At 64.7% G+C, this 22,745-nt stretch carries 21 protein-coding genes; 9 read left to right on the top strand and 12 right to left on the bottom strand.

All coding sequences use genetic code 11. From position 1 onward, the window contains the following. Positions 1-4: 4 nt before the first annotated feature. Both gspG and ACHFB9_RS12570 read right to left on the bottom strand, forming a co-directional pair. Positions 5-427: a type II secretion system major pseudopilin GspG gene (gspG, locus tag ACHFB9_RS12575; RefSeq protein WP_417067557.1), complete on the bottom strand. Its 423-nt coding sequence runs from the start codon at positions 425-427 to the stop codon at positions 5-7. Between the two features lie 59 nt (positions 428-486). Next, a complete protein-coding gene (locus ACHFB9_RS12570) occupies positions 487-4,920 on the bottom strand; it encodes a carbohydrate binding domain-containing protein (RefSeq protein ID WP_417067556.1) in 4,434 nt (1,477 codons plus the stop codon). Positions 4,921-5,727: 807 nt separating this feature from the next. Between ACHFB9_RS12570 and ACHFB9_RS12565 the strand changes: the two genes are divergently transcribed. Further along, the gene (locus ACHFB9_RS12565) at positions 5,728-6,225 is read left to right on the top strand and encodes a dihydrofolate reductase (protein WP_417067555.1); all 498 of its coding nucleotides are present in this window, start codon (positions 5,728-5,730) and stop codon (positions 6,223-6,225) included. A 34-nt stretch (positions 6,226-6,259) separates the two neighbouring features. On the opposite strand, the gene ACHFB9_RS12560 is transcribed toward ACHFB9_RS12565, so the two are convergent. The 8 genes from ACHFB9_RS12560 to murB all read right to left on the bottom strand — a co-directional run bounded on the left by ACHFB9_RS12560 (position 6,260) and on the right by murB (position 15,911). Then, complete coding sequence (locus tag ACHFB9_RS12560) at positions 6,260-6,937, bottom strand: MarC family protein (protein ID WP_417067554.1); 678 nt, start codon at positions 6,935-6,937, stop codon at positions 6,260-6,262. A 66-nt stretch (positions 6,938-7,003) separates the two neighbouring features. Continuing rightward, the gene (locus ACHFB9_RS12555) at positions 7,004-8,161 is read right to left on the bottom strand and encodes an ABC transporter permease (protein WP_417067553.1); all 1,158 of its coding nucleotides are present in this window, start codon (positions 8,159-8,161) and stop codon (positions 7,004-7,006) included. Beyond that, positions 8,158-9,333, bottom strand: coding sequence for an ABC transporter permease (locus ACHFB9_RS12550; RefSeq protein ID WP_417067552.1), 1,176 nt, complete (start codon positions 9,331-9,333; stop codon positions 8,158-8,160). Before ACHFB9_RS12550 ends, ACHFB9_RS12555 begins: the two co-directional genes overlap by 4 nt. 3 nt (positions 9,334-9,336) lie before the next feature. After that, a complete protein-coding gene (locus tag ACHFB9_RS12545) occupies positions 9,337-10,311 on the bottom strand; it encodes an HlyD family secretion protein (protein ID WP_417067550.1) in 975 nt (324 codons plus the stop codon). Beyond that, positions 10,311-11,765 (bottom strand): TolC family protein, encoded by a 1,455-nt coding sequence (locus ACHFB9_RS12540; RefSeq protein WP_417067549.1) that lies wholly within the window; start codon positions 11,763-11,765, stop codon positions 10,311-10,313. Before ACHFB9_RS12540 ends, ACHFB9_RS12545 begins: the two co-directional genes overlap by 1 nt. A gap of 111 nt (positions 11,766-11,876) precedes the next feature. Continuing rightward, complete coding sequence (locus ACHFB9_RS12535; RefSeq protein WP_417067548.1) at positions 11,877-14,120, bottom strand: Orn/Lys/Arg decarboxylase N-terminal domain-containing protein; 2,244 nt, start codon at positions 14,118-14,120, stop codon at positions 11,877-11,879. 140 nt (positions 14,121-14,260) lie between these two features. Then, complete coding sequence (gene dcd, locus ACHFB9_RS12530) at positions 14,261-14,827, bottom strand: dCTP deaminase (protein ID WP_417067547.1); 567 nt, start codon at positions 14,825-14,827, stop codon at positions 14,261-14,263. Positions 14,828-14,882: 55 nt separating this feature from the next. Continuing rightward, complete coding sequence (gene murB, locus ACHFB9_RS12525; RefSeq protein WP_417067546.1) at positions 14,883-15,911, bottom strand: UDP-N-acetylmuramate dehydrogenase; 1,029 nt, start codon at positions 15,909-15,911, stop codon at positions 14,883-14,885. Between the two features lie 84 nt (positions 15,912-15,995). Between murB and ACHFB9_RS12520 the strand changes: the two genes are divergently transcribed. From ACHFB9_RS12520 to ACHFB9_RS12505, 4 genes are all read left to right on the top strand, one after another. Then, positions 15,996-16,487, top strand: coding sequence for a YajQ family cyclic di-GMP-binding protein (locus tag ACHFB9_RS12520; protein ID WP_417067544.1), 492 nt, complete (start codon positions 15,996-15,998; stop codon positions 16,485-16,487). Between the two features lie 9 nt (positions 16,488-16,496). Beyond that, positions 16,497-16,712 (top strand): hypothetical protein, encoded by a 216-nt coding sequence (locus ACHFB9_RS12515; protein ID WP_417067543.1) that lies wholly within the window; start codon positions 16,497-16,499, stop codon positions 16,710-16,712. Beyond that, positions 16,709-17,317: a CoA pyrophosphatase gene (locus tag ACHFB9_RS12510; protein WP_417067541.1), complete on the top strand. Its 609-nt coding sequence runs from the start codon at positions 16,709-16,711 to the stop codon at positions 17,315-17,317. Before ACHFB9_RS12515 ends, ACHFB9_RS12510 begins: the two co-directional genes overlap by 4 nt. 106 nt (positions 17,318-17,423) lie before the next feature. Beyond that, entirely contained in the window at positions 17,424-18,350 is a 927-nt protein-coding gene (locus ACHFB9_RS12505) for a CobD/CbiB family protein (protein WP_417067539.1), read from the top strand. Between the two features lie 9 nt (positions 18,351-18,359). Here the strand turns inward: ACHFB9_RS12505 and otsB are convergent, their stop codons facing one another. Beyond that, on the bottom strand, positions 18,360-19,091 hold the full coding sequence (gene otsB, locus ACHFB9_RS12500) for a trehalose-phosphatase (RefSeq protein WP_417067538.1): 732 nt from the start codon (positions 19,089-19,091) through the stop codon (positions 18,360-18,362). A 141-nt stretch (positions 19,092-19,232) separates the two neighbouring features. Here otsB and ACHFB9_RS12495 point away from each other — a divergent pair, with 141 nt between their 5' ends. After that, positions 19,233-19,583, top strand: a complete 351-nt coding sequence (locus tag ACHFB9_RS12495; protein ID WP_417067537.1) for a DUF2249 domain-containing protein — start codon at positions 19,233-19,235, stop codon at positions 19,581-19,583. Here ACHFB9_RS12495 and ACHFB9_RS12490 read toward each other — a convergent pair. Beyond that, the gene (locus ACHFB9_RS12490; protein WP_417067536.1) at positions 19,544-20,479 is read right to left on the bottom strand and encodes a LysR family transcriptional regulator; all 936 of its coding nucleotides are present in this window, start codon (positions 20,477-20,479) and stop codon (positions 19,544-19,546) included. The two genes, ACHFB9_RS12495 and ACHFB9_RS12490, sit on opposite strands and share 40 nt — an antisense overlap. Before the next feature lie 115 nt (positions 20,480-20,594). On the opposite strand from ACHFB9_RS12490, the gene ACHFB9_RS12485 reads away from it, so the two are divergent. The 3 genes from ACHFB9_RS12485 (at position 20,595) to ACHFB9_RS12475 (ending at position 22,725) form a co-directional block, all read left to right on the top strand. Then, positions 20,595-20,999: a DoxX family protein gene (locus ACHFB9_RS12485; RefSeq protein ID WP_417067535.1), complete on the top strand. Its 405-nt coding sequence runs from the start codon at positions 20,595-20,597 to the stop codon at positions 20,997-20,999. Between the two features lie 22 nt (positions 21,000-21,021). Then, positions 21,022-21,813 (top strand): DODA-type extradiol aromatic ring-opening family dioxygenase, encoded by a 792-nt coding sequence (locus ACHFB9_RS12480; RefSeq protein WP_417067534.1) that lies wholly within the window; start codon positions 21,022-21,024, stop codon positions 21,811-21,813. A gap of 264 nt (positions 21,814-22,077) precedes the next feature. Then, positions 22,078-22,725: a PEP-CTERM sorting domain-containing protein gene (locus ACHFB9_RS12475; protein WP_417067532.1), complete on the top strand. Its 648-nt coding sequence runs from the start codon at positions 22,078-22,080 to the stop codon at positions 22,723-22,725. Positions 22,726-22,745: the final 20 nt, after the last annotated feature.

Below are 22,745 nucleotides of genomic sequence, written 5' to 3'. Positions count from 1 at the left end.
CCGCTCAGTTGCCGAGGTCGGCGTCGTCGCCGTTTCCACCGGGGACTCCGTCACGACCGAAAGAGATCAGGTCGTACTCGTGTTTGCTGCCGGGAAACGTGTATTGATAGGGATGCCCCCAGGGATCGAGGGGAATCGCCTTCTGCAGGTAGGGTCCGTTCCAGCGTGGGGTATCGGCCGGGCGGCTGATCAGCGCGGCAAGACCGAGCTTGCCATCGGGGTAAGTGCCGACATCGAGCCGGTACGCATCGAGCGCGTGCGAAAAGGCTTCGATCTGGGCTTTCGCGGTCGTGATTTCCGATTTGCTGACGTGGCCAAATACTCGGGGGCCGACGAAAGCGGCCAGCATGCCGATGATCGCGACGACGACCAGGAGTTCGAGCAGGGTGAAGCCCCTGCTGGCTTTGTTGAGCGCTGAATGCTGCATGGTTGCCTGGATTCCTTCTGTTGCCGGGGTGAGCCTTGCGGATCACCCCGGCTCCTGCCTTAGAACTTGAAGTTGCCGTCCGCTGCGGTCTGCGCGCCGCAGGTCGAGGAGGTCGTCAGCTCACGGTTGCCGCTTGTCGTGCTCTGATTGGTTTCCCAGACTGGGGTACTGCCGTTCCATTTCACATACTTGTACTGGACGGCGGTGCCCAGGGGGAGGCTCACGGTGCCTGTCCAGGGGACGTTAGCGCCGCTGCCCTGTATCGTCAGCGCGAAGCCGCTGGCCGGAGTCCAGTTGCCCAGTGCCGTCTGATTGCCGACGACGTAGAGGTTCTGGCCGGTGACGGTATTCGCATTGGCGATCGTGAAGCTGACGCTGACCGTGCTGCAGATCGGAGTCGTTACCGACAGCGCGGTGCTGGCCGAGGACACATTGCCGGCGGCGTCATAGGCGATCACCGTGTAGCTGTATGTCTTGCCCGCAACGGCCGTGCCGTCCGTATAGCTCGCGGTGGTGCTGACGCCGATCTGGGTGCCGTCGCGCAAGACCTTGTAGCCGGTCACTGCGACGTCGTCGGTCGAGGCGGTCCAGTTCAGAGCGACGCTGGTCGAGCTGACCGTTCCCTTGACGAGGCCGTCAGGCGTGCTCGGTGGCGTCGTGTCCGGAACGCAGGGGCTGACGCCGGTGGTGATGGCGCCGCCGCTGACCGATGAAATTCCGGTGCTCAGGCTGTAGTTTTTGCTGCTGTTGTTGTCCCAGGTGCCGGAGCCGTTGTTGAAGGTGGCCGCCAGAGCCGTGTAGCTGCCCAGCGCGATCGTCTTCGCATACCAACCGGTACAGGCCAGCGTCATCGCTTCGCCGGGCGAGGTCGTCCAGCTGCCGTTGATGCCGTAGTGGATATTGACCGAACTCCAGCTCGAAGCGGGCTTGTAGTACACCGTTGCGGAGTTGCCCGGGGGCGTCTTCAGCGTTAGCGCGGAGCTGGCCGCCGAGACGTTGCCTGCTGCGTCGTAGGCGATCACCGTATAGCTGTAGCTGGTGCCCGCCGCGACTGTGCCGTCCGTATAGCTGGCCGTGGTGCTGGTGCCGATCTGGGTGCCGTTGCGCAGGATCTTGTAGCCGGTCACCGCGACGTTGTCGGTCGAGGCTGTCCAGCCCAGCGTGACGCTGCTCGCGGTGTTGCTGGTCGCGGCGAGATTGGTCGGGACGGTCGGCGGCGTCGGATCGACCGGGCAGGGGTTGGCGCCGGTGGTGACGGCGCCGCCGCTGATCGCGGAGATCCCTATGCCCAGGCTGTAGTTCTTGCTGCTGTTGTTGTCCCAGGTGCCCGAGCCGTTGTTGAACGCGGCGGCGAGCCCGGTGGCACTGCCCAGATTGACCGTATAGCTGTTCCAGCCGCTACAGGCGCTGCTCATCGCGACGCCTGGCACAGTGGTCCAGGTGCCGCCGGTCGGGGCGTAGTGCAGATAGACCGAGGACCAGGTTGTCGGAACCTTGTAGAACACGGTCGCGACGTTGCCGTTTAGCGTCGTCACCTTGGTGGCGGCCGAGACCGCCGAGGCGTTGCCAGCCGCATCGAACGCGAGCACGGTGTAGCTGTAGGTCGTCGCGGGCGTCAGCGCGGTGTCGGTGTAGGAGAGCGTCTTGACCGTGGCGACCAGAGCGCCATCGCGATAGACGCGGTAGCCGGCGAGCGCATAGTTATCGGTCGAAGCCGTCCAGCCGAGCGTCGTCGAACTGGCGGTCGTCGCGGTCGAGACCGGATTGCCCGGGACGGTCGGAGCGATCGTGTCGGGCGGCAGCGTGGTCGCCGTCAGGCTGGCGCTCTTGGCCGACTTGTTGCCCGCCGCGTCGTAGGCCAGCACCTGGTAGGTGTAGGCCGTCGATGCGGAGAGGCCGCTGTCGCTGTAGCTGTTGGTCGTCGAGGTGCCGACCAGCGTGCCGTTACGGTAGATCTCGTAGCCGGTGACCGCGATGTTGTCGGTCGAGGCCGTCCAGCTCAGGGCCACGCTGGTATCGGTCGTGGTGCCGGCGAGCGGAGTTCCCGGGACGCTGGGCGGCGTCGTGTCGCTGACCAGGAAGGGGTATACGCCCTTCACGGTGCCGTTGACGTCTTCGACGAAGCCGGATCCTGAACTCGTCGCGGTATAGGTGCCGGCGCCGACATAGACTTGCTGGATCTCGCTCTTGCTGACGTTGCCCTTCGTGTCGGTCATCTCGACGTAGTAGTCGAGCAGCTGGTTGCGGTAGGCCGAGATGTACGAGTAATACAGATTGCCGATCTCCTGGGCCGGCAGAACCTGCATCGTCGCCTTGACGTTGGCATTCCAGTCGACGCCGTTCATGACCGGCTTGAGGTCGCGCACCTGCATCGGGTAGGCGGTCCAGGCGCCGACATTGGCCGGAGTGATCGAAAGCCCTGCTTTGCCGGCCAGCGCAGCCGGGTCATACACCTTGTAGGTGTCGTCGCTGGCGTCGATATTGTTGCTGGCATGGGTGCGAACCATCACCTTGGCACTGGCGATGCCGGATACGTCGTAGCCATACGTGTAGATCGCGAAGTCATTGCTGTAGTGCTGGATGGACCAGCCTTCAGCCTTGGACCCATTGACCGAACCCGGGTTGTACGGATAGCGCTGCGGCCACCATACGGAAGGACCGGTCTTGTCGTTGGCGAGATTGGCCGCGACGTAGGGCTTGGCGAAGGCGAGCGAGTTGTTGAACGCCAGCGTCGGTTTGACGTCGTCGTCCTTGTTCTCGTCGTAGTAGCCGAAGCCCGAGTCCATCGCCGGCAGCAGGAAATACCAGGCCAGTTCGGCCGGGTTGGCTCCGCCCACGTAGTCCTTGCTCGCATCACCCTTGACCGGGTAGGAAATCATCCACGGGTTGAGCTGATTGCCGGAGTAAGTGACCTGCTTGTCGGCTGTTGTCGAGGGCGACCAGTAGCTCGGGTGAGCGTCCAGCCAGATCTGCTCGGCGGTCTTCGCGTAGTTCAGCGCCGCCTGAAGCAGCGCAAAATTGCGCTCGAGGTAGTGCCAGCCGTACTCGAACGAAACGGTCGCCCCCTCGGCGACGCCCTTGAGCGTCTTCTTCGGCGCCAGGTTCAAGCCGGTGGCGGTGTTGAAGGCCGAGAACTGACCGCTCCAGATCATGAAGGGCAGGTGCCAGTGGTACCAGGTCGGATCGGACGAGGAGTCGCGCGTGTCGACCCAGGAGCCGTCCTGAACGTGCTGCACATCGCTGGTCGGAATCGGATGGGCCTTCAGGTACTCGTCAATCCCCTGGCAGTAGCCATTGCCGGTGCAGGTGGTGTTGTAGCCGGCACGCCAGGTGTCGAGTGAGCCGGCGCGGCCACCCGAGTTGTCGCCATCGTGCGCGACGACGAAGAACTGGCGAGACTCCAGCCCGGTGTAAGGCACGTACTCGTCGACGGTGGTCGAGCCATCCCAGCCTTCGGCCCAGGAACCGTTCTGGCTGACCGGGATGCCGGCGATCTGCGAGACCGCTCCGGTGGTCGGATCGACGTAGCGAACATAGTGCGGCGTCGACGCAAACGGGAACTTGTTGACGATGACTTGCTGCTCATGCGCCATGCCGTTGGCGACCCAGCTGCCGATCGTCGAGCTGTTCTGCAGGTCGGCGCGGTTGGGCGGTGAAGTCAGCGTGTCGCCGGTCGGATCGTAAGTGCTGTACGGGTAATCCTTCAGCGTCCGCGAGAAGTGGTTGTTGCCCATCACAGCCCACTGCACGCCGAGCTTGGCGAGCGTCGGAATCAGGCGCTCGGAGAAGCCCAACTCGGTCGGGAAGAAGCCCTTGGACGAGACGAAGCTGCTGCCCAGGAAGTAGGACTGGGCCAGCGTCGCGTTCTGATAGATCAGGTCCTTCAGGAAGTAGTCCTGACCGACCAGAGGCCCCATCGAATGGTGACCGGTGAAGTGGATCGTATCGAGACCGCGATAGCCATTGGTGGTCTTCAGGCTGTTGAAGCTGTTGGTCCAGGATGTGCCCCAGCTCGGGTTCGTATAGCCGGCAACGTTCTGCAGGTTTTCCAGGCTGTTGACGTTGTTGATCACCGCGCCGGACATCGTGACGTGGATCTGGCCCGAGCCTCCGGAGGCGGTGCTCAGCTCACTGGCAACAGTCTGCGGCCACCATTGGTAGGCGCCGGTTTTGGCGTCCGGTGTGTAGTAGGTGACCAGATCGTCGTGCGGCATGATCGCGCCGCCCAGCGCAGAGGGCAGGTAGTAGCTGTAGCCGGACGGGGGGCTGTTCTTCAGATTGATGACCTGGCCGTCGTACATGTAGCGGATCGGGGAGCCGACCGCGGTAGCGTTGTAGGTGGCCGTGACGTCTACGCCGTAGAACGGCCAGAAGTTCGGCATGTGATTGTGATAGACGTGGGCGGCGGGAATGCTTGCCGTTTCGCCTAGCTGCGGGGTGAAGGCCAACAGCGCGGCCACACAGGCCGCGATGGGCTTGAGGCGGTAATGCATGTCGAGATTTCCTTTGGTGTCGTGTCCGGCTTGTTGCCGGTTCTTATCTGTTATCGGGCCCGCAGCCTGGCCATCGTTGGTGTCCGCCTTGAAAGCTCACACGGGTATGGCGGATACCCGTTGGGTCAAGCGGGAGACGTGCCGGTGGGCGCGTCACTGTGTCCGGCCATCGGTCATGGTCGGTACAGCAGGTAACGATGTTTGCTGCAGCAGGGGCGGGTGTCACCCGAGGCAGATATCGCGAACAACAGAGGGGTGGGAGAACGCTGAGAATGCGGGTTTGTGGCCGAGCCGGAAGCGGTGGCGAACGCGGCGTGGGCGTGCGTGACCGACGAGCGGGCGACAGAAATTCGGGGGGGGAATGGGCGAGGGACGGCAGAGGAACATCGCTGCTGGCCACAGCAGGCCACAGCAATGACTGCAGGCGTTGCGCGCAAACGCTTGAAAAGCATGCTTTCCAGTCTTCCTTCCGTGCTCGTGTTCATCACGACGCGCAGCCCGGTCGAAGACCCGGCACGTGATGCGGCTACGGAACTTTGTCTGCCTCTGACGGATGCGTCTGGCGCGCATCTCGTAAAATTTCGCGGATCCTAGCACGAGCGATTTTGGGGCGGAGCGTGTTTTTTCCCGACGCCAAGGCCGCCTCGGTGCTTGCTCTTTCTGCCCCTATAATGGGGCAGCCTTGAGTGACGGGATAAACGGGTATGTTGTTGTAATATTTCGGCCTTGATACATGAGTTGTAAAAATTGTAACTATTTGTTTGATTTGAGTCAGCCTTCGCGTAACCCCTGCTTCCGAGAACCTCGATGAAACATCCCGAACTCTGTCTGATCGTCGCCGCCGCCCGCAACGGCGTGATCGGCCGCGAAAACGCGCTGCCCTGGCGCCTGCGCGAGGACATGCGCCACTTCAAGGCGACAACCCTGGGCTGTCCGGTCATCATGGGGCGCAAGACCTGGGATTCGCTGGGCCGGCCTCTGCCTGGACGGACCAATGTCGTGATCTCGCGCCAGAAGGATCTGCTCTGCGAAGGCGCGCAGATCACTCATTCGCTCGACGAAGCGCTCGCCGTCTGCGCGGACGCGGCGCGGGTCTTCGTGATCGGGGGCGCCCAGCTCTACGCGGAGGCGCTGCCGCGCGCCGACCGGCTCTTCATCAGCGAGATCCTCGCCGACGTCGAAGGCGATGCGTTTTTCCCATCGCTCTCCGGCCAGCCCTTCACAGAGCTCTCCCGCCGGCACGTCGAGGCCGACGAGTTCAACGATCACCCCTTCGACATCGTCGAGTTTTCAAGACAGGCTTGAAGCCTGTCTTGAAAAAGCCTCCCGTCAATCAAAGTTAGTGCCTGGGGGGCAGCCACGGGGCCAGCAGTTCGCCCGCGCCGTCCTGGAAGATCTCGATGCCGACGCACAGCGTCACGAAGGCGGCGAGCCTGAGCAGCACGTTGGTGCCGGTCTCGCCGAGCAGGCGCACGCCGCGGTCGGCGAAGCGGAAGGACAGGTAGATCGCCAGCGCCAGCACCGCGATCGCGAGCGCGGCGCTGATCGGCGCGCCCAGCGGTTTCGAGCCGCCCGCATAGACCCGGGCGCCCAGAGTCAGCGCGACCGCGATCGAGCCGGGGCCGACCGAGAGCGGGAAAGTCAGCGGATAGAAGGCGCGCTTCTCAGCGATAGGGCGGCTCCAGTCTGCCGGTGCCGCGGCGGCTTCGTGGGGCTTGTCCTCGGTCTGCAGCATCTTCCAGCCGATCGACGCGACCAGCAGGCCGCCGGCGACCTTGATCGTCCCGGACGAGATACCGAAATAGGCCAGCACATAGGAGCCGATGAACATCGCTCCGAGCAGCAGGATGGACGCGTTGATCGCGATCCGGCGGGCCAGGAAGGCGCGGGTCTGCGGCGATGCGCCCTGGGTCGCGAGCAGGAAGACGGGGGCGCCGCCGGGCGGGTTGATGATGGGCAGCAGAGCCGCGATGATCAACAGCGCGTCCTTGAAGGCGTGGATCAGGATTTCCGGCATCGAAGTCTCGCGGGGGGTAAAGCCGGGATTGTCGCGCAATCCGTTCCGGCTTGTCGGCTGGCTTGTCTATCTTGATGCGCGCCAGCGCCGGCGGAAAAGCCAGTACGCAGCCAGAGACCAGACGAGCGCGTGCAGCGCCAGCGCGAAGAGCTCGCTGCGCACTTCGGCAAAGCTCGCGCCGAGCTGGTTGATTGCCAGAGCGCCCTGGATTCCCGCGGTGCTGGGGATGATCCAGCGCAGCCACTGGATCAGCTCGGGCTGCGATTCGGTCGGCCACGGGAAGCCGGTCACGAAGAGCATCGGAATCGACGAGAAGAGCAGGGTCTGCATGCCGCGCTCGCGTTCGTTGAACACATGGCCCAGGAAGAGGCCGAATGCGCTGATCGCGAGCGCGAAGAGCGCCGCGAAGACGAAGAGCACGACGAGATCCGGGTGTTGCGGATAGTCCTGGATGTGGAACACAAAGCCCGAGAAGTACAGCGTGTTCAGGAAGCCGATCAGCGCGAACGCGCTCCACAGGCCCAGAAAGCCGGCGACCGGCTTCTTCTGTAGCCGCACCGGTAGAGGCGTCGTCGTCGATCTGAGCAGTTCGGTCCACAGCCCGAAGAGCAGCGAGATGCCGATGATCAGCGTCTGCTGGACGATCAGCGGCGCAACGCCGGGTACGACGTAGCTGCCATAGCCTTCGTCGGTGTTGAACAAGGGCTTGGCGATGTAGTTGACCGGCACCGCGGTCTCCAGAGCCTGCCGGGACGAGGCTCTGCGGCTCTCGAAGCGGCGCAGGTCGACGGCGGCCGACAGGGTTCCCGCGGCGCCTGCCGCGCCCGACATCAAAGCCTTGCTGACCAGAGGATAGGCGGCGTTGCCAGCGACCAGCACTTCGAGCTTGCGACCGAGCTTGACGTCCCGTTGGAAGTCCTTGGGGATCAGCACGAAGCCACTGATCTCGCCGGTTTTCAGCGCGTTCTCGGCGGCCTGGGCGTCAGCGCCATAGCCGATCGCCTGAACCTGGGGGCTTGCCTGGATCAGCCGGGCGAGCTGGCGCGACAGCGGTGACGCGTCCAGATCGACGATCGCGGCCGGGACCTGTTCGACTTTCTCGCTGCCGTACGGGAAAGGATAGAAGAACGAGTAGGCGAGCGAAGCGACCAGCAGCAGAAGTACCGCTCCTGCGTCGGAGAAGGCGGCGCGCAGCGTCGCGAAGAAGGCGGCGAAGAATCTCATCGGGCACCCCAGCGCTGCGGTTGGGCCGCGATGCGGCGCAGCGCCAGGATCGCCAGCGGCGCCGAGAAGAGCACGAAGCCGAGCAGCACCGAGAAGGGCTGCAGCGAAGTGCGGAGCGGCGCGTCCATCAGGCCCTGCTCGGTCTGCAGCCTGAGCCACCAGGTCAGAGGCAGGATCGCGGCCCAGATCTTCGCCGCGACGGGCATGGACATCAGCGGGAAGGTCTGGCCGACATAGGCGAAGGCCGGGGCGGTGTAGAAGCCGGCCGAACTCAGCGCGCTGCGCAGGTTCGCCGACGAGGCGACCGTGAACGCGCCGAGCAGCAGATAGGCGGCGACCATCGCGAGGATGCCGATCGCAAGCAGAGCGAGGTTCGCGCCGGGCAGTCCTCCCGCCGCATGGCTCCAGATTGCGAGGAAGGCGATGGCCCAGAGCGAATAGATCAGTGCGGCCGGGGTCAGCTTGCCCGCCAGCGCGCCGCTCGCGCAGCCCTCGCAGTGATCCAGCCATTCGCCGAGCGTGCGGTCGCGGATCTCGCGGCCGACGACGCTCGCGCCGATGACCATGACGAAGATCTGCAGCACGGCCGGGAACAGCGAGCCGGCCAGGAAGACCCGGTAGTCGATCGACTCGTTGAAGACCGAGAACAGGCGGGTCCGGACGGGCTGGGCGCTCTCGCCGCTGGCGATCGGGTTCTCGCCGCGCTTGTCGCGGGAGAGCACGCGTACGCCGGCGCCGAATGTCAGGCAGGCCGCCTGGACGTCGCGGGCGAGGATGCCGGCCGCGGTCGCGAACTGCGCATTGTAGAAAAACTGCACGTCGGCTTGCTGGCCGGTCTTCAGTTTGCGTCCGAAATCGCCCGATATCTCAAGGATTCCGTAGAGCTTGCGCGCGCGCACCGCCGAGATCGCCTCGCCGCGCTCGGCAAAGCGCGCCGCGATCCGCACGCCGGGCGCCGCTTCGACGAGGCGGGCGAGCTGGCGCGAGGCCGCCGAATCATCATGGTCGAGGACCGCGATCGGCAGCTCGCGGATCTGCCCGGCCGAGAAGACCGCGATCAGGATCACCGCGGTCAAGAGTGGCAACCACAGCAGCAGCGCCCGATCCCAGCGGTTCTGGGTCAGGTGCGTGAGCTCGCGGCGCAGGCTGCGGGCGAAGGCGGTTGCGAACATCGATCAGGGGCGGACGATCACGCTCAGGCCGGGGCGCAGCTCAGGCTCGGCCTTGAGCGGCTTCGCGCGCACTTCAAAAGTGCGCAGGTCGATGCCCTGGGTGCCGCGGACGTTCTTCCAGGTCGCGAACTCGGGCTGAGCCGAGATCCAGGTCACCTTGAAGCGGATCGTTTTTGCGAGCGCGGGCAGTTCGGCGTCGAAGGTGGCGCCCTGGCGGAAGCGGGGCAGCTGGTCTTCGCGGATGTTGAACAGCGCCCAGCTGTCGCTGCGGTCGACGAGTGTGATGACCGGGAAGCCCTGGGGCGCGATCTCGCCGGCGTGGATCTGTAGTTTCGCGACTTCGCCAGCGGCGGGGGCGAGGATCTTCGTCTCGCGCTGGTAAGCCTGGACTTCCGAGACGGCGCCGGCGGCCTGCCTCGCCTGGGCGGCGGTCGCGGCGCGGTCTTCCTTGCGCGCGCCGTTCTTCGCCATCTCGTACTGGGCCAGCGCTGCATTGGCCTGGGCGCGCGCGGCGCTGGCCTGGGTCTGGGCCTCGTCGTGCTTTTGCTGCGCGATCAGACCTTCCTTGTACAGCGACGCGACGCGGCGGGCGCTGGTCTCGGCGAGCTCGGCTCCGGCAACCGCCCGGCGCCAGTTCTGCTCGGCCATCCGGATCTCTTCGCTGCGCGCACCAGCCTCAGCCTTGTCCTTGATCGACGAAGCCGCATCGAAGGCGGCGTTCGCCTGGGTCAGCTTTGCGGCGATCTCGGGGCTCTCGATCTCGAACAGGGCCTGGTTGGCGGCGACCTTCGTTCCTTCCTCGACCAGCACGCTCTTGACCCGGCCGGCGATCTTGCTCGCGACATCGACGCTGCGCGATTCGATCTGACCCTGTATCGGCAGCGGGCGGGGGCGGGTCGTGGCCCAGAGGCCCCAGCCGATCAGCGCGACGATGAGAAGGCCGCCCAACGTGGCCGGCACGACTTTCTTCTTGATCATCAATGGATTCCTGAGGTCTGAACGGGGCGCGCGATGCGGATGTCCGCGTGCGCAGCGAATTCGGAGAAGCGTTCGCTCTGGCCGCTCGCTTCGAGCAGCTCGGCCAGCGCGACATCGTAGTCGCGCGCGGTCTGGGCGCGGTCGATCTCGGCGCGCGCCAGTGCGAGGCGGGCATCGACGAGATCCAGCGAAGTGCTCAGGCCTTCGCGGAAACCCTTCTCGCGCAGTTTGACGTTTTCCTCGGCGAGCGCGATGCCCGATTCGAGCTGCGGAAAGCGCTTGCGGGCCTGTTCGACTTCGCGCCAGCGTTTCTCGACCAGCGTCGCGATGTCATCGCTGATCTGCTGACGGTAGGCTTCGACGCCTGAGCTCTGGCGGCGGTTCGCCGCGATCATGCTGGCGCGGTCGAGCCGGTCGAGCAGCGTGATGCGCACGCCGACCCCGACGATCCAGTCCGGTTCGACGACGGTCAGGGCCTGGCGGTTGAACTGGTAGGAGCCGAATGCGAAGACCTCGGGCAGTAGCGCGGCGGACGAGATTGTTTCCATCTGCCGGCTCTGCTGGTGCTTCGCGTCGAGCACGGCCAGCGCCGGATGGGCCGCGAGGCCGTGGCCCGTCCAGCGTTCCAGTGCTTCAACCGGCTGGCTCTGCAGGAAGAGCGGCGAAGTCGGGACGACTTCATCGGTGCTGCCGATGAGGCGGCGCAGGGCAACCCTGGCCAGCGCGCAATCGTCTTCGGCCTTGTCGAGGTTGCGGCCGGCTTCATCAAAAGCGACCTGGGCGTGCAGCCGGTCGGCGCGCGCGATCAGCCCGGTCTTCTCGAAGCGTTCGGCCTGATGCAGGTGCTCGGCGAGCGCATCGCGAACCGCGCGGCGCACCGCGAGCGCGTGTTCGGCGAGCTGCAGGCCGTAATAGGTGCTGACCAGCCTGGTCGTCAGGCTCTCGCCGGCATGGCGCTCTTCGGCACCGGCTTCATCCTTGCGCGAGCGGGCCAGCGACTGGGTCGCGCTGATCTTGCCGCCGGTGTAGAGCATCCAGTTGAAGTTCAGCGAGGAGCGCACGCCTTCGTTCTTGTACGTGTAGTCGAGCGACGAGGGCAGGGCGGGCAGCGGCACTCCGGTCGCTTGACCGATAGCGCCGACCGCTTGGTTCAATTGTCCGGTGATCGCCGACAGATCGGCTTCGTAGCGCCGTTCGAGATGGGAGTAGGAGGCGTTCAGCGAGACCTGGGGGAGCGAGAGCGAGCGCGTCGCCTCGGCTTCGAGCTCACGCGCTTCGCGCGTCAGGCGCGCGGCGTGGAGCAGGCCGGAGTTCTCGCGCAGCATCTGGTCGGCTTCCTCTATGCTCAGAGGCGCCGCATGGGAGGCCGGCAACGCCAGCAGCAGGATCAGGCCCAGCAGGGGGCTGATCCGTTGCGCTTTTTTCGGTGCTTGGTGTACGGCGGCGTGCAGCAATTGCCCCTCCTGTCGAATCGGGGCTATGGTAGGCCCGGGTTGCTGCCAAGGCAAGTTTGCGCTGTGAAATCCGCCCTGGAACCCGGGCGGGTCCCTGGGCGTGGCGCTCAATCAGATCGCTTCGACGCAGTCGACGTAGTAGCTCTTGACCCCATCGACGACTTCGCAGCACAGACCGTGTACGTCGGTCTCGAAGCCGGGGAAGCGGTCGTTGAACTCGCGCACGAAGCGCAGGTAATGGACGATCGTCGCGTTGAAGCGCTCGCCCGGGATCAAGAGCGGGATGCCCGGAGGGTAGGGGGTGACCAGCATCGCGGTGACCCGGCCTTCAAGATCGTCGATCGCGACGCGCTCGATCTTGCGGTGGGCCATCTTCGACCACGCATCGGTCGGCCGCATCGCCGGCTCCATCTCCGACAGATACATCTCGGTCGTCAGCCGCGCGACGTCCTTGGCCGAGTAGAAGGCGTGGATCTGCTGGCACAGATCCTTCAGGCCGGTCTTCTCGTAGCAGGGGTGCTTGGCGATGAACTCGGGCATCACGCGCCACAGCGGCTGGTTGCTGTCGTAGGCGTCCTTGAATTGCTGCAGTTCGGTCACCATCGTGTTCCAGCGGCCCTTCGTGATGCCGATCGTGAACATGATGAAGAAGGAGTAGAGGCCGGTCTTCTCGACGATGATGCCGTGCTCGGACAGGTACTTCGTCAGGATGTTGGCCGGGATGCCCCAGTCCGAGAAGTGCCCCTCGACATCGAGTCCCGGCGTGATGATCGTCGCCTTGATCGGGTCGAGCATGTTGAAGCCTTCGGCGAGCTTGCCGAAGCCGTGCCAGTGGTCATCCGCGCGCAGCATCCAGTCTTCGGACAGCGCCATGCCGTCGTCGGACAGATAGTCCGGTCCCCAGACCTTGAACCACCAGTCCGCGCCCCATTCGGCGTCTACCTTGCGCATTGCGCGGCGGAAGTCGAGCGCCTCGGCGATCGACTCCTCGACCAGCGCCGTGCCTCCGGGAGGCTCCATCATTGCCGCGGCGACGTCGCAGGACGCGATGATCGCGTACTGCGGCGAAGTCGAGGTGTGCATCAGATAGGCTTCGTTGAACGCGTAGCGGTCGAGCTTGCGGGACTCGGATTCCTGAACCAGGATCTGCGAGGCCTGCGAGAGGCCGGCGAGCAGCTTGTGCGTCGACTGGGTCGAGAAGACCATCGCTTCGTGGCAGCGCGGCCGGCCTTCGCCGATCGCGTGGAAGTCGCCGTAGAACTCGTGGAAAGCGGCGTGCGGCAGCCAGGCTTCGTCGAAGTGCAGCGTGTCGATCTTGCCGTCCAGCGCTTCCTTGATCTCCTCGACGTTGTAGAGCACGCCGTCGTAGGTGCTCTGCGTGATCGTCAGCACGCGCGGTTTGACGGTCTTGTCCTCGATGAAGGGGTTCTTCGCGATCTTCTTCTGGATGTTCTCCCATGTGAACTCGCTCTTCGGGATCGGGCCGATGATGCCGAAGTTGTTGCGCGTGGGCATCAGGAAGACCGGAATCGCGCCGGTCATGATGATCGCGTGGAGGATGGACTTGTGGCAGTTGCGGTCGACGACGACGACGTCGCCCGGCGCGACCGTCGAGTTCCAGACGATCTTGTTCGAAGTCGAGGTGCCGTTCGTGACGAAGAACATGTGGTCGGCATTGAAAATCCGCGCCGCATTGCGTTCGGACGCGGCGACCGGACCGGTGTGGTCGAGCAGCTGGCCCAGCTCGTCGACGGCGTTGCAGACGTCGGCGCGCAGCATGTTCTCGCCGAAGAACTGGTGGAACATCCGTCCGACCGGGCTCTTCAGGAACGCGACTCCGCCCGAGTGGCCGGGGCAGTGCCAGGAATACGAGCCGTCCGCCGCGTAGTGGGTCAGCGCGCGGAAGAAGGGCGGCGGCAGCGAGTCGAGGTAGGCGCGCGCCTCGCGGACGACGTAGCGGGCGATGAACTCGGGCGTGTCCTCGAACATGTGGATGAAGCCGTGCAGTTCGCGCAGCACCTCGTTCGGGATGTGCCGGCTGGTCCGCGTCTCGCCATGCAGGAAGATCGGAATGTCCGGATTGCGGTGACGGATCTCGGCGACGAAGGCGCGCAGCTCGGCGATCGTTTCCTCGGCCTCGTCGGACGAGAGTTCCTCGTCGTCGACCGACAATATGAAAGCCGAGCCGCGGCTTTGCTGCTGGGCGAAGGAAGTCAGGTCGCCGTAACTGGTGACGCCCAGCACTTCGATGCCTTCTTTTTCAATCGCTTCGGCGAGTACGCGGATACCCAGTCCCGAGGAGTTCTCGGACCGGAAGTCTTCATCGATGATGATGATCGGAAACTGGAAGCGCATCAGCCCAACTCCCTGCAGCAGAAAGGAAAACGGGGCGGGTGCTCGTGGCACCGCCCCGAAGAAAAGTCGCGGATGATATCAGCGTCGCGCGAAAGTAAAAGCCGTTTTGCGCAAAGGGCCTGCGCGCGTGCGGGTCTGGTTCAGATTTTAGGCAGAGTGACGCCGGTCTGGCCGAGGTATTTGCCGCCCCGATCCTTGTACGAAGTCTCGCAGACTTCGTCGGATTCGAAGAACAGCATCTGCGCGACGCCTTCGTTCGCGTAGATCTTCGCAGGCAGCGGCGTCGTGTTCGAAAACTCCAGCGTCACATGGCCTTCCCACTCCGGCTCCAGCGGCGTCACATTGACGATGATGCCGCAGCGCGCATAGGTGCTCTTGCCCAGACAGACGGTCAGGACGCTGCGCGGAATGCGGAAGTACTCGACGGTGCGCGCCAGCGCGAACGAGTTCGGCGGGATGATGCAGTAGTCGCCGGTGAAGTCGACGAAAGTCTTCTCGTCGAAGGCCTTCGGGTCGACGATCGTCGAATTGATGTTCGTGAAGACCTTGAATTCGTTGGCGACCCGAACGTCGTAGCCGTAGCTCGACGTGCCATAGGAGACGATGCGCGCGCCATCGACCGAGCGCACCAGCTCGGGCGCGAAAGGTTCGATCATGGCGTGCTCTTCGGCCATGCGGCGGATCCACTTGTCGGATTTGATGCTCACGGGCTTGTTTTCCGCTGATGTCGATAAAAACGGGAGTTTAGCGCAGCTTGACGGCTCATTCGATCAGGATGGGCTCGGTTTCAAGCGTGATGCCGTAACGCGTCTCGATGTCGGCCTGAATCGAGCGTGCCAGAGCGAGGATTTCGGCGCCGCGCGCACCGCCCAGGTTCACGAGGACGAGAGCCTGGTTGGCGTGCACGCCGGCCGCGCCCATCTTGCGCCCTTTCCAGCCGGCGCGGTCGATCAGCCAGCCCGCCGCGAGCTTGAAGCGGCCGTCGGGTTGGGGGTAGGCGACGAGATCGGGCTCATTCGCCTTCAGCGCCGCGTAAGCCGGCTCGTCGACGATCGGGTTCTTGAAGAAGCTGCCGACGTTGCCGGTCCGGGCCGGATCGGGCAGCTTTCTCTGGCGGACCTCGACGACGGCGGCGAAGATGTCGAGGGCGCTCGGGTCCGTGATGCCTTTCTGGTCCAGTGCTTCGGCCAGATCCCGGTAGCGGGCATTGGGCTGCCACGCGCGCGGCAGCGCGAGCGTGACCGAGAGTACGACCAGACCGCGGCCTTCGTGCTTGAACACGCTGTCGCGGTAAGCGAAGCGGCACTCGCTGTGCGTCAGACTCCGCACTTCGCCCGAGTCCCGGTCAAAGACTTCGACCGCTTCGATCCGGTCGGCCAGCTCCAGCCCGTAAGCGCCGATGTTCTGGATCGGCCCGGCCCCGACGACGCCGGGGATCAGCGCAAGGTTCTCAAGGCCCGGCCAGCCCTGCTCCAGGGTCCAGCGCACCGTCTCGTGCCAGTTCTCGCCCGCGGCGACGCGGACATGGAAGAAATCCTTGTCGGTGCCGATCAGCTCGCGGCCGGCGAGGGCCGGGCGCAGCACGAGGCCGGGCCAGTCGGCCGCGAACACGATATTGCTGCCGCCGCCCAGCAGCAGTACCGGCAGCGAAGCCCGATCGGCCCAGGCCAGGCTGTCGGCGAGCGCATCAAGGTTTGTCGGCTCCGCGAACCAGGCCGCCCGCGCCGGGACGCCCAGCGTGTTCAGCGTTGAGAGGTCGGCGTCGGCGCGAATCGGGGCGGGGATGGACATGGCGGGGGCGGGCAAAGCGGAAGATTATAGGGGGAGCGCCGCTCTTCGTATAATCCGCTCATCGATATCCACAGGAGTTAGTGCATGCCTTCCTTTGACGTGATGAATGAAGTGAACTTCGTCGAAGTGCGTAACGCGCTCGATCAGGCCAACAAGGAGATCGGCCAGCGCTTCGACTTCAAGGGCTCGGATGCCCGCGCCGAGCTCAATGAAAAGGACAAGGCGCTGACCGTGTTCGCCGACACCGAGTTCCAGCTCGAACAGGTCTGGGACGTGCTGAGCGGAAAGTTCGCGAAACGCGGCGTCGATGTGCGCTGCATGGAGCCGGGCGACGTCGAAAAGATCAGCGGCAATAAAGTCAAGCGCTCGGTTGCCGTTAAAGCCGGTATCGAGACCGAACTGGCGAAGAAGATCGTCCGCCAGATCAAGGACAGCAAGATCAAGGTTCAGGCCAGCATTCAGGGCGATACGGTTCGGGTTTCGGGGGCGAAGCGCGACGCTCTTCAGGAAGTGATCGCTCTGCTGAAGAAGGCGATCACGGACTTTCCGCTGCAGTTTGGAAACTTCAGGGATTAGGAGGTCATCATGGATATGAATGCGCTCAGCGGTCTGGCGAGCAGCGACGCGACGAGTCGCGCCCAGGAACAGGTGCAGATCCAGGTTCAGCGCAAGGCGGAGAACCAGCAGGCCCAGGCTGCGGCCGAGTTGGTCGCCGCCGTGCCCCAGCCCGCTCAGGTGCAGGCCCAGGTTCAGCCGGTCGAACCGGGACAACCCGGAGCCGTCGTCAACACCTACGCGTGAGTCGCGCAGGCTCGAATGCCGGCGCGGGGCACAGCGTAGAGCGTCTGCGGGCCCTGTTCGCGGAGGGGGAATTCCCCCCTGCCGCGGCCTTCGTGCGTCCGGACCTCGCCCCTGCGGCCGTCCTCGTGCCTCTGGTGCTGCGCGAGGAGGGCCTTTCCGTGCTGCTGACCCGGCGCTCCCGACACCTCAATCACCACCCCGGTCAGATCAGCTTTCCGGGCGGTCGCATCGATGAGGCCGATGCCAGCCCCGAAGCGGCGGCGCTGCGTGAAGCCTCCGAAGAGATCGCTCTGCCTGCATCCCGCGTCGAAGTGCTGGGCCGGCTTCCCGATTTTCCGGTCGGAACCGGTTTTCTGATCTCGCCCGTCGTCGGTCTGGTCCGCCCGCCCCTCGACTTGCGCGCTTCGCCGGCCGAAGTCGACGAGATCTTCGAAGCGCCCTTGTCCTTCCTGCTCAATCAGGGCAACCACCAGCGCCATGCGTTTCCCGGCGAGAAGCGGCACTACTGGTCCATCCCGTGGAAGCACTACGCGATCTGGGGGGCGACGGCCGGCATTCTCAGGGGCTTGAGCGAAGCGCTCGCGCAGCGTGAGAATTTCCGCTGAGCGCATGTTGCATGCATGAGGGCGGGGCGCGGCGGATCTGGGCTTTGTGTTATCGTGAGCACGACTGAACCCCCCCGTCGAATACGCTGCTCCGACCTCCGCTTCCATGACGCTGCTCTCCTTGCTCGCCGCCATTCTGCTCGAACAGATACGCCCGCTTCCGGTGCGTCGCGTGTTCAATGAACCGATTGCCGCCTTCGCCCGTTTCATCGAGGACAGACTCAACGACGGACAGGCCCATCACGGAACGATCGCCTGGTGCTTCGCGGTCTTGCTGCCCAGCGCGTTGGCGCTGCTGATCTATACGGTCTTGTTCTGGCTCCAGCCCGTTGCCGCGCTGCTGTTCAATGCGCTGGTGCTCTATCTGTGCATGGGCTACCGATTCCACAGCCACGCCTATGGCCGCATCCATGCCGCGCTGCGCGCGAACGAAGTCGATCAGGCCCGGCTGCTGCTGGCCGAATGGCGGGGCGGCAGCTACGATCTGACTCCTTCGGAGGAGATCTCCCGCCTGGCGATGGAACAGGCGATGGTGGTCGGACACCGCCAACTCTTCGCGCTCTTTCCGTTGTTCATCCTGCTGCCCGGTCCCAGCGGTGTGCTGCTCTACCGCCTGTCCGAGCGTTTCGCAACGCTGTGGGCCGAAGGGCGGGAACCCGGTTTCACCGAGTTCGGCCGCTTCGCGCGTCGCGCTTTCATGGTTATCGACTGGCTGCCGGCGCGGATCACCGCGGTCGCGTTCTCTATCGTCGGAGACTTCGAGGATGCGGTCTACTGCTGGCGTACCCAGTCCGGGCTCTGGCCGGAGAAGAATGATGGCGTGCTGATCTCGGCGGGGGCCGGGGCGCTGGGCGTCAAGCTCGGCAATCCCGTCCGTCAGTCCGGCGAAGTGCTCGATCGCCCCGAGATGGGGACCGGTGACGATGCCGACGTCGATTACCTGTACAGCGCGGTCGGCCTGATCCGCCGCACCCTGGTCTTCTTCCTGCTGCTGATCCTGCTGGCCAGCATCGCCGGCTGGGCCGGAGGCTGAGTCCTGGCGCTACAGGCTCTCCAGCCATCCGCGAACCGCATCCTCGTCGGCGAGGCGGTAGCGGGCATGGGATGAGCCGCTGCCGACCTTGATCGAGATTCCGCCTTGCGCATTGACGGCGATGAAGCCGTCCTCGTCGGTCACGTCGTCCCCGATGAATACCGGAACGCGTCCGGCGAAGGGGGCGCTCTGCATGAAGCGCTCGATCGCCTGCCCTTTGCTCGCATCGACCGGCTTCACCTCGACCATGCCGCGCGCGTGCAGCATCCGGATCCCGCTGCCCGGTACGCAGGCGAGCTTCGCCGCTTCGGCTGCCGCGTCGCGCAGGCCGGGAAATTCGTGGAAGTGGATCACCATCGACAGCTTCTTGCGTTCGAAGCGCGTGCCCGGATGGGCCTGCGCGAAGGCTTCGCAGTGCTGCTGGGCGGCCGCGAGCCCCGGCGGGGGCGTGATGCTCTCCACCTCGAAGCCGGGTGTTTGGCGCCATTCGCCGCCGTGTTCGCCCGCCGCGGCGAGCGCGAGCGGATCGAACAGACTGTCCAGCACTTCTATCGTCCGCCCGGTGATCAGCGCCAGCGCGCCGTCGGCACGGCCGCGCAGCTCTTCGAGCAGCGAGCGCAGAGCGTCGTCGACGACCGGCGTGTTGATGTCGGGTTTGTCGAAAGGCACCAGCGTGCCATCGAAGTCGAGGAAAAAGGCCGTCTGTGCGGGTTTGAGTCGGGGGGGAATCAGGGTGTTCATCGTGAGTCCTCGTCATCTCGATCGCCCATTCTAAGCACCCGGGCAGCACTCGGGGTTTCTCGCGCTTGTCCCTGCTCAATGAGGGGGAAGTGCAAAGCAGGCAGGATCGCGCCCTGTGTCAGATTTTTAAAGGAAAGCAGGATGAGTGGATGTTGCGGTAATCACCCGAAAGAGGTTGGGACCTATGAATTCGATGTCCGGACCTTCGACTGTCGGGTCAGGCACGGGGCCGTCTTTGGCGCCCTCGAATCGTTGGGTGATGGGGACACGCTGCGCTTCATCGGCGATCACGAACCCCTGCCGCTGCTCGAACAGATCGACCGTCGCTATGGCGGACAGGTCAAGGTTTTCCCGGTCTCCAGCGAAGAAGGCCGTTTTGTCCTCGATCTGACGATCGAACTTGCCCCCCGCGAAGGTGGCTGCGGCTGCGGTGGTGAAGGCGGCTGCGGCGGTCACGGCGAAGGTGGCTGCGGCCACTCGGACGCAGACTGAGCTTCGCCGCAGTGTCTGCGCAGATAGCCGGCCATATGGTCGGCGAAGCTGCGCACGGCGGCCGACAGGTGCCGGCGGGTCGGGTAGACCGCGTGGATCTCCAGTCTGCTGGTCTGCCAGGAAGTGAGTAGTGGCACGAGTTCTCCGCTCGCCAGTGTGCGCCTGACGAGGAAGTCGGGCGCCAGCGTGATGCCTTGACCCTGGACCGCCAGAGCGGCGAGCAGATCGCCGTTGTCAGCGCGGATTCGCCCTTTTATCCTGACCGGGTGCTTCTCTTCGTCGCGGCGGAAAGTCCAGCAGTCGCCGACGCTCGCATACGAATAGATCAGGCAGTCGTGATCGGTCAGCGCTTCCGGGCTCTCCGGCTCGCCACGCCGCTCGAGGTAGCTGGGGGCTGCGCACAGCACCAGCCGGGTCGAACCCAGAGGCCGGGCCACGACATTCTGGCTGCCGATCTCGCCGATTCGTATCGCCAGATCCAGGCCTTCGCCGATCAGATCGACGACGCGGTCGGACAGCGACACGTCGATCGTCAGTTCGGGATGCTGCGGTGAGTATTCGGCGATCGCCGGGGCGAGGTGGCTGAGTCCGAAACCGATCGGCGCGGCTACCCTCAGCGCGCCACGCAGCGAAACCGGCGATGCGCTCGCGACCTCCTCGGCCTCGGCGAGGTCGGCCAGAATCTGGATGCAGCGCTCGTGAAAGATGCGCCCGCTCTCGGTCAGCGAGAGGCGCCGGGTGCTGCGTTGCAGCAGCCGGGTCTGCAGATGCGCTTCGAGCTGAGCCAGCAGCCGGGAAGTCGCTGTCGTCGATATCCCCAGTCCTTCGGCGGCGGCCGCGAAACTGCCGACCTCGACGATGCGGACGAAGACCTTCATCGCTTCGAATCTGTCCATCTCTTTGTCCCGAAAATCGGGATTGATAATCAATGGGTTGCTAGTTTATCTCTGATCGGGCACTAGTCAGAATCCTTTCCATCGCTTCGTCATCACTCAAACGAAAGGATTCACGATGAAAGAGTTCAAGCCTCAAGCCCTCGGCAGCCTTGTCCTGCGCCTCTCTCTGGGCGTCATGTTCCTCGCGCACGCGGGCCAGAAGTTCTTCGTCTTCACGCTGCCCGGAACGGCGGCCTTCTTCGCTTCGCTGGGCCTGCCCGGGGTTCTGGCCTATCCGGTCTTCGCTGCCGAGCTGCTCGGTGGGATCGCGCTGCTGCTGGGATTCAGAACCCGCCTCGTCGCGGCCGCCCTCCTGCCGGTACTGATCGGCGCAAGCGGTGCTCACCTCGGTAACGGCTGGGCCTTCACGTCCCCGCATGGCGGCTGGGAATACCCGGTCTTTCTGGCTCTGACCGACCTCGTGCTGGTGCTGATCGGCGGCGGAGCCTTCGCGCTGACGCCTTCCCGGGACGAAGTCTGAGAACGGATCAAGGAGAATACTGATGAAAACCGATCGCCAAGCCGCGCTTTTCCTGTCTCACGGTTCTCCGCTGCACGCGATCGCCGCATCCGACGCGGCCCGCGCCTGGTCGGCCTACGGGCAGCAAACCCCGCGGCCACGCGCCGTGCTGATGGTGTCGGCGCACTGGGACACGGGTCTCGCGATGCTCAGCGGCGCGCGTACTCCGCAGACGATCCACGATTTCGGCGGTTTTCCGGAAGAGCTCTACCGGATCCGTTATCCGGCGCCCGGAGCGCCCGAGCTTGCCGAGCGCGCGCGCGTCCTGCTCAAACAGGCCGGGATCGCGGCCGGCGTGGATGGCTGCCGGGGTCTCGATCACGGAGCCTGGGTGCCTCTGCGCCACCTCTATCCCGAGGCCGATGTGCCGGTCGTTCAGCTCTCGGTCCAGTCCGGACTGGGCGCCCGCCAGCACTGGGCGCTGGGGCGGGCCTTGTCGCCGCTGAGGGACGAAGGCGTGTTGATCATCGCTTCCGGCCACATGACCCACAACCTGCGCGACTATTTTTACGCGGGGGAGGGCGGAGAGCCGCTCGAATATGTTCAGGCCTTCCGTTCCTGGGTGCTCGAGCGGCTCACGCCGGAACGGGCCTCCGAGCTGCTCGACTGGGAGGGGGCGCCCGGAGCGCTGCGCGCCCATCCGACGCCCGAGCACTTCCTGCCCCTCTTCGTCGCGCTGGGCGCCGCGGGCGAGCGCTTCGTGCGCCGGGATCTGTATTCCGGCTTTGAGGGCAGGGCGTTGGCGATGGACGGCTTTGCGCTGGCCGACCAATGATGCGGGCGGCCCGGGCGGAATTCGCCCGGGCTGTCTGTTTATTCACGCAAAGCGCGTCGAAGAATTTGACACGGCGCGCTTTTTCCCGCGGATCCTCCCTCTCAAGGCCTTGTAAACAAAGACGGTTTTCTTCTGGCGCGCCCTATGCTTGGTGATTTTGCCATCTCTCCTGTTTCTGCTGATCAGGCAGAAACAAGGGCGGTGCATCCCCTGTCCGATTCCGTTCGCGGTTCGAACCGCTTTTCACCCTTTCGGGAGAACAGAATGAAGCTGAAGACTCTGATTGTTTCGGCGGCCGGGTGTGCGTGCTTCGCGATCGCGCCCACCGCCGGAGCCGCTCTGATCACTTTCGATACGCTCGTCAGCGGTGTTACCAGCTATGGCTACGATGGTGACGGCGATGGTATCCATGACGCGGTGTTTTCGACGACCGACCTGTCCGGGTTCAACACCTTCGGTCCCGGTCCCAATATGCTCTATATCAGCGAGCCGGGCATCGAAGGCACGACGCTGCTCAGTCCCGACCTGCGCGTTGATTTCCTGAAAGGGGCCATCGGTTCGCTGGGCTTTGGCTTCGCGATGAGCGCCGGAGTCGGCGGCGCGCCGACTTCGCTGACTTTCTCGATCTACGATGCGGCGAACGTTCTGCTCGCGTCATCGACGGTCGATGCTGACTATACGATTACGGTGCCGCCAGACGGGCTGAGCAATTTCCCCGAAGGCCTGGTCTCGCTCGCCTTCGCAGGGACGGCGAGTTACGCGACGCTGGACTTCGATCCGACCAACGCTTCCCGTTACATCATCGACAATTTTACCGGAACATTCGGATCGACCGAGAGGATTCCCGAACCCGGTTCGCTGGCGCTGGCCGCTCTGGGCCTCGCCGCGCTGGGCTGGCGGCGGCGCGGCTGAGGCCGGTCCTGTCCCGAGCC

This window comes from Niveibacterium terrae, from assembly GCF_048213115.1.
Classification (GTDB): domain Bacteria; phylum Pseudomonadota; class Gammaproteobacteria; order Burkholderiales; family Rhodocyclaceae; genus Niveibacterium; species Niveibacterium terrae.
Note: the sequence above shows the minus strand (reverse complement) of the source record. Positions and strands in the feature narration are given on the sequence as shown.

Coding starts and splice junctions, on each gene's coding strand:
- gspG (WP_417067557.1), bottom strand. CDS start 427: ATGCAGCATTCAGCGCTCAACAAAGCCAGCAGGGGCTTCACCCTGCTC.
- ACHFB9_RS12570 (WP_417067556.1), bottom strand. CDS start 4,920: ATGCATTACCGCCTCAAGCCCATCGCGGCCTGTGTGGCCGCGCTGTTG.
- ACHFB9_RS12565 (WP_417067555.1), top strand. CDS start 5,728: ATGAAACATCCCGAACTCTGTCTGATCGTCGCCGCCGCCCGCAACGGC.
- ACHFB9_RS12560 (WP_417067554.1), bottom strand. CDS start 6,937: ATGCCGGAAATCCTGATCCACGCCTTCAAGGACGCGCTGTTGATCATC.
- ACHFB9_RS12555 (WP_417067553.1), bottom strand. CDS start 8,161: ATGAGATTCTTCGCCGCCTTCTTCGCGACGCTGCGCGCCGCCTTCTCC.
- ACHFB9_RS12550 (WP_417067552.1), bottom strand. CDS start 9,333: ATGTTCGCAACCGCCTTCGCCCGCAGCCTGCGCCGCGAGCTCACGCAC.
- ACHFB9_RS12545 (WP_417067550.1), bottom strand. CDS start 10,311: ATGATCAAGAAGAAAGTCGTGCCGGCCACGTTGGGCGGCCTTCTCATC.
- ACHFB9_RS12535 (WP_417067548.1), bottom strand. CDS start 14,120: ATGCGCTTCCAGTTTCCGATCATCATCATCGATGAAGACTTCCGGTCC.
- murB (WP_417067546.1), bottom strand. CDS start 15,911: ATGTCCATCCCCGCCCCGATTCGCGCCGACGCCGACCTCTCAACGCTG.
- ACHFB9_RS12520 (WP_417067544.1), top strand. CDS start 15,996: ATGCCTTCCTTTGACGTGATGAATGAAGTGAACTTCGTCGAAGTGCGT.
- ACHFB9_RS12515 (WP_417067543.1), top strand. CDS start 16,497: ATGGATATGAATGCGCTCAGCGGTCTGGCGAGCAGCGACGCGACGAGT.
- ACHFB9_RS12505 (WP_417067539.1), top strand. CDS start 17,424: ATGACGCTGCTCTCCTTGCTCGCCGCCATTCTGCTCGAACAGATACGC.
- otsB (WP_417067538.1), bottom strand. CDS start 19,091: ATGAACACCCTGATTCCCCCCCGACTCAAACCCGCACAGACGGCCTTT.
- ACHFB9_RS12495 (WP_417067537.1), top strand. CDS start 19,233: ATGAGTGGATGTTGCGGTAATCACCCGAAAGAGGTTGGGACCTATGAA.
- ACHFB9_RS12490 (WP_417067536.1), bottom strand. CDS start 20,479: ATGGACAGATTCGAAGCGATGAAGGTCTTCGTCCGCATCGTCGAGGTC.
- ACHFB9_RS12485 (WP_417067535.1), top strand. CDS start 20,595: ATGAAAGAGTTCAAGCCTCAAGCCCTCGGCAGCCTTGTCCTGCGCCTC.
- ACHFB9_RS12480 (WP_417067534.1), top strand. CDS start 21,022: ATGAAAACCGATCGCCAAGCCGCGCTTTTCCTGTCTCACGGTTCTCCG.
- ACHFB9_RS12475 (WP_417067532.1), top strand. CDS start 22,078: ATGAAGCTGAAGACTCTGATTGTTTCGGCGGCCGGGTGTGCGTGCTTC.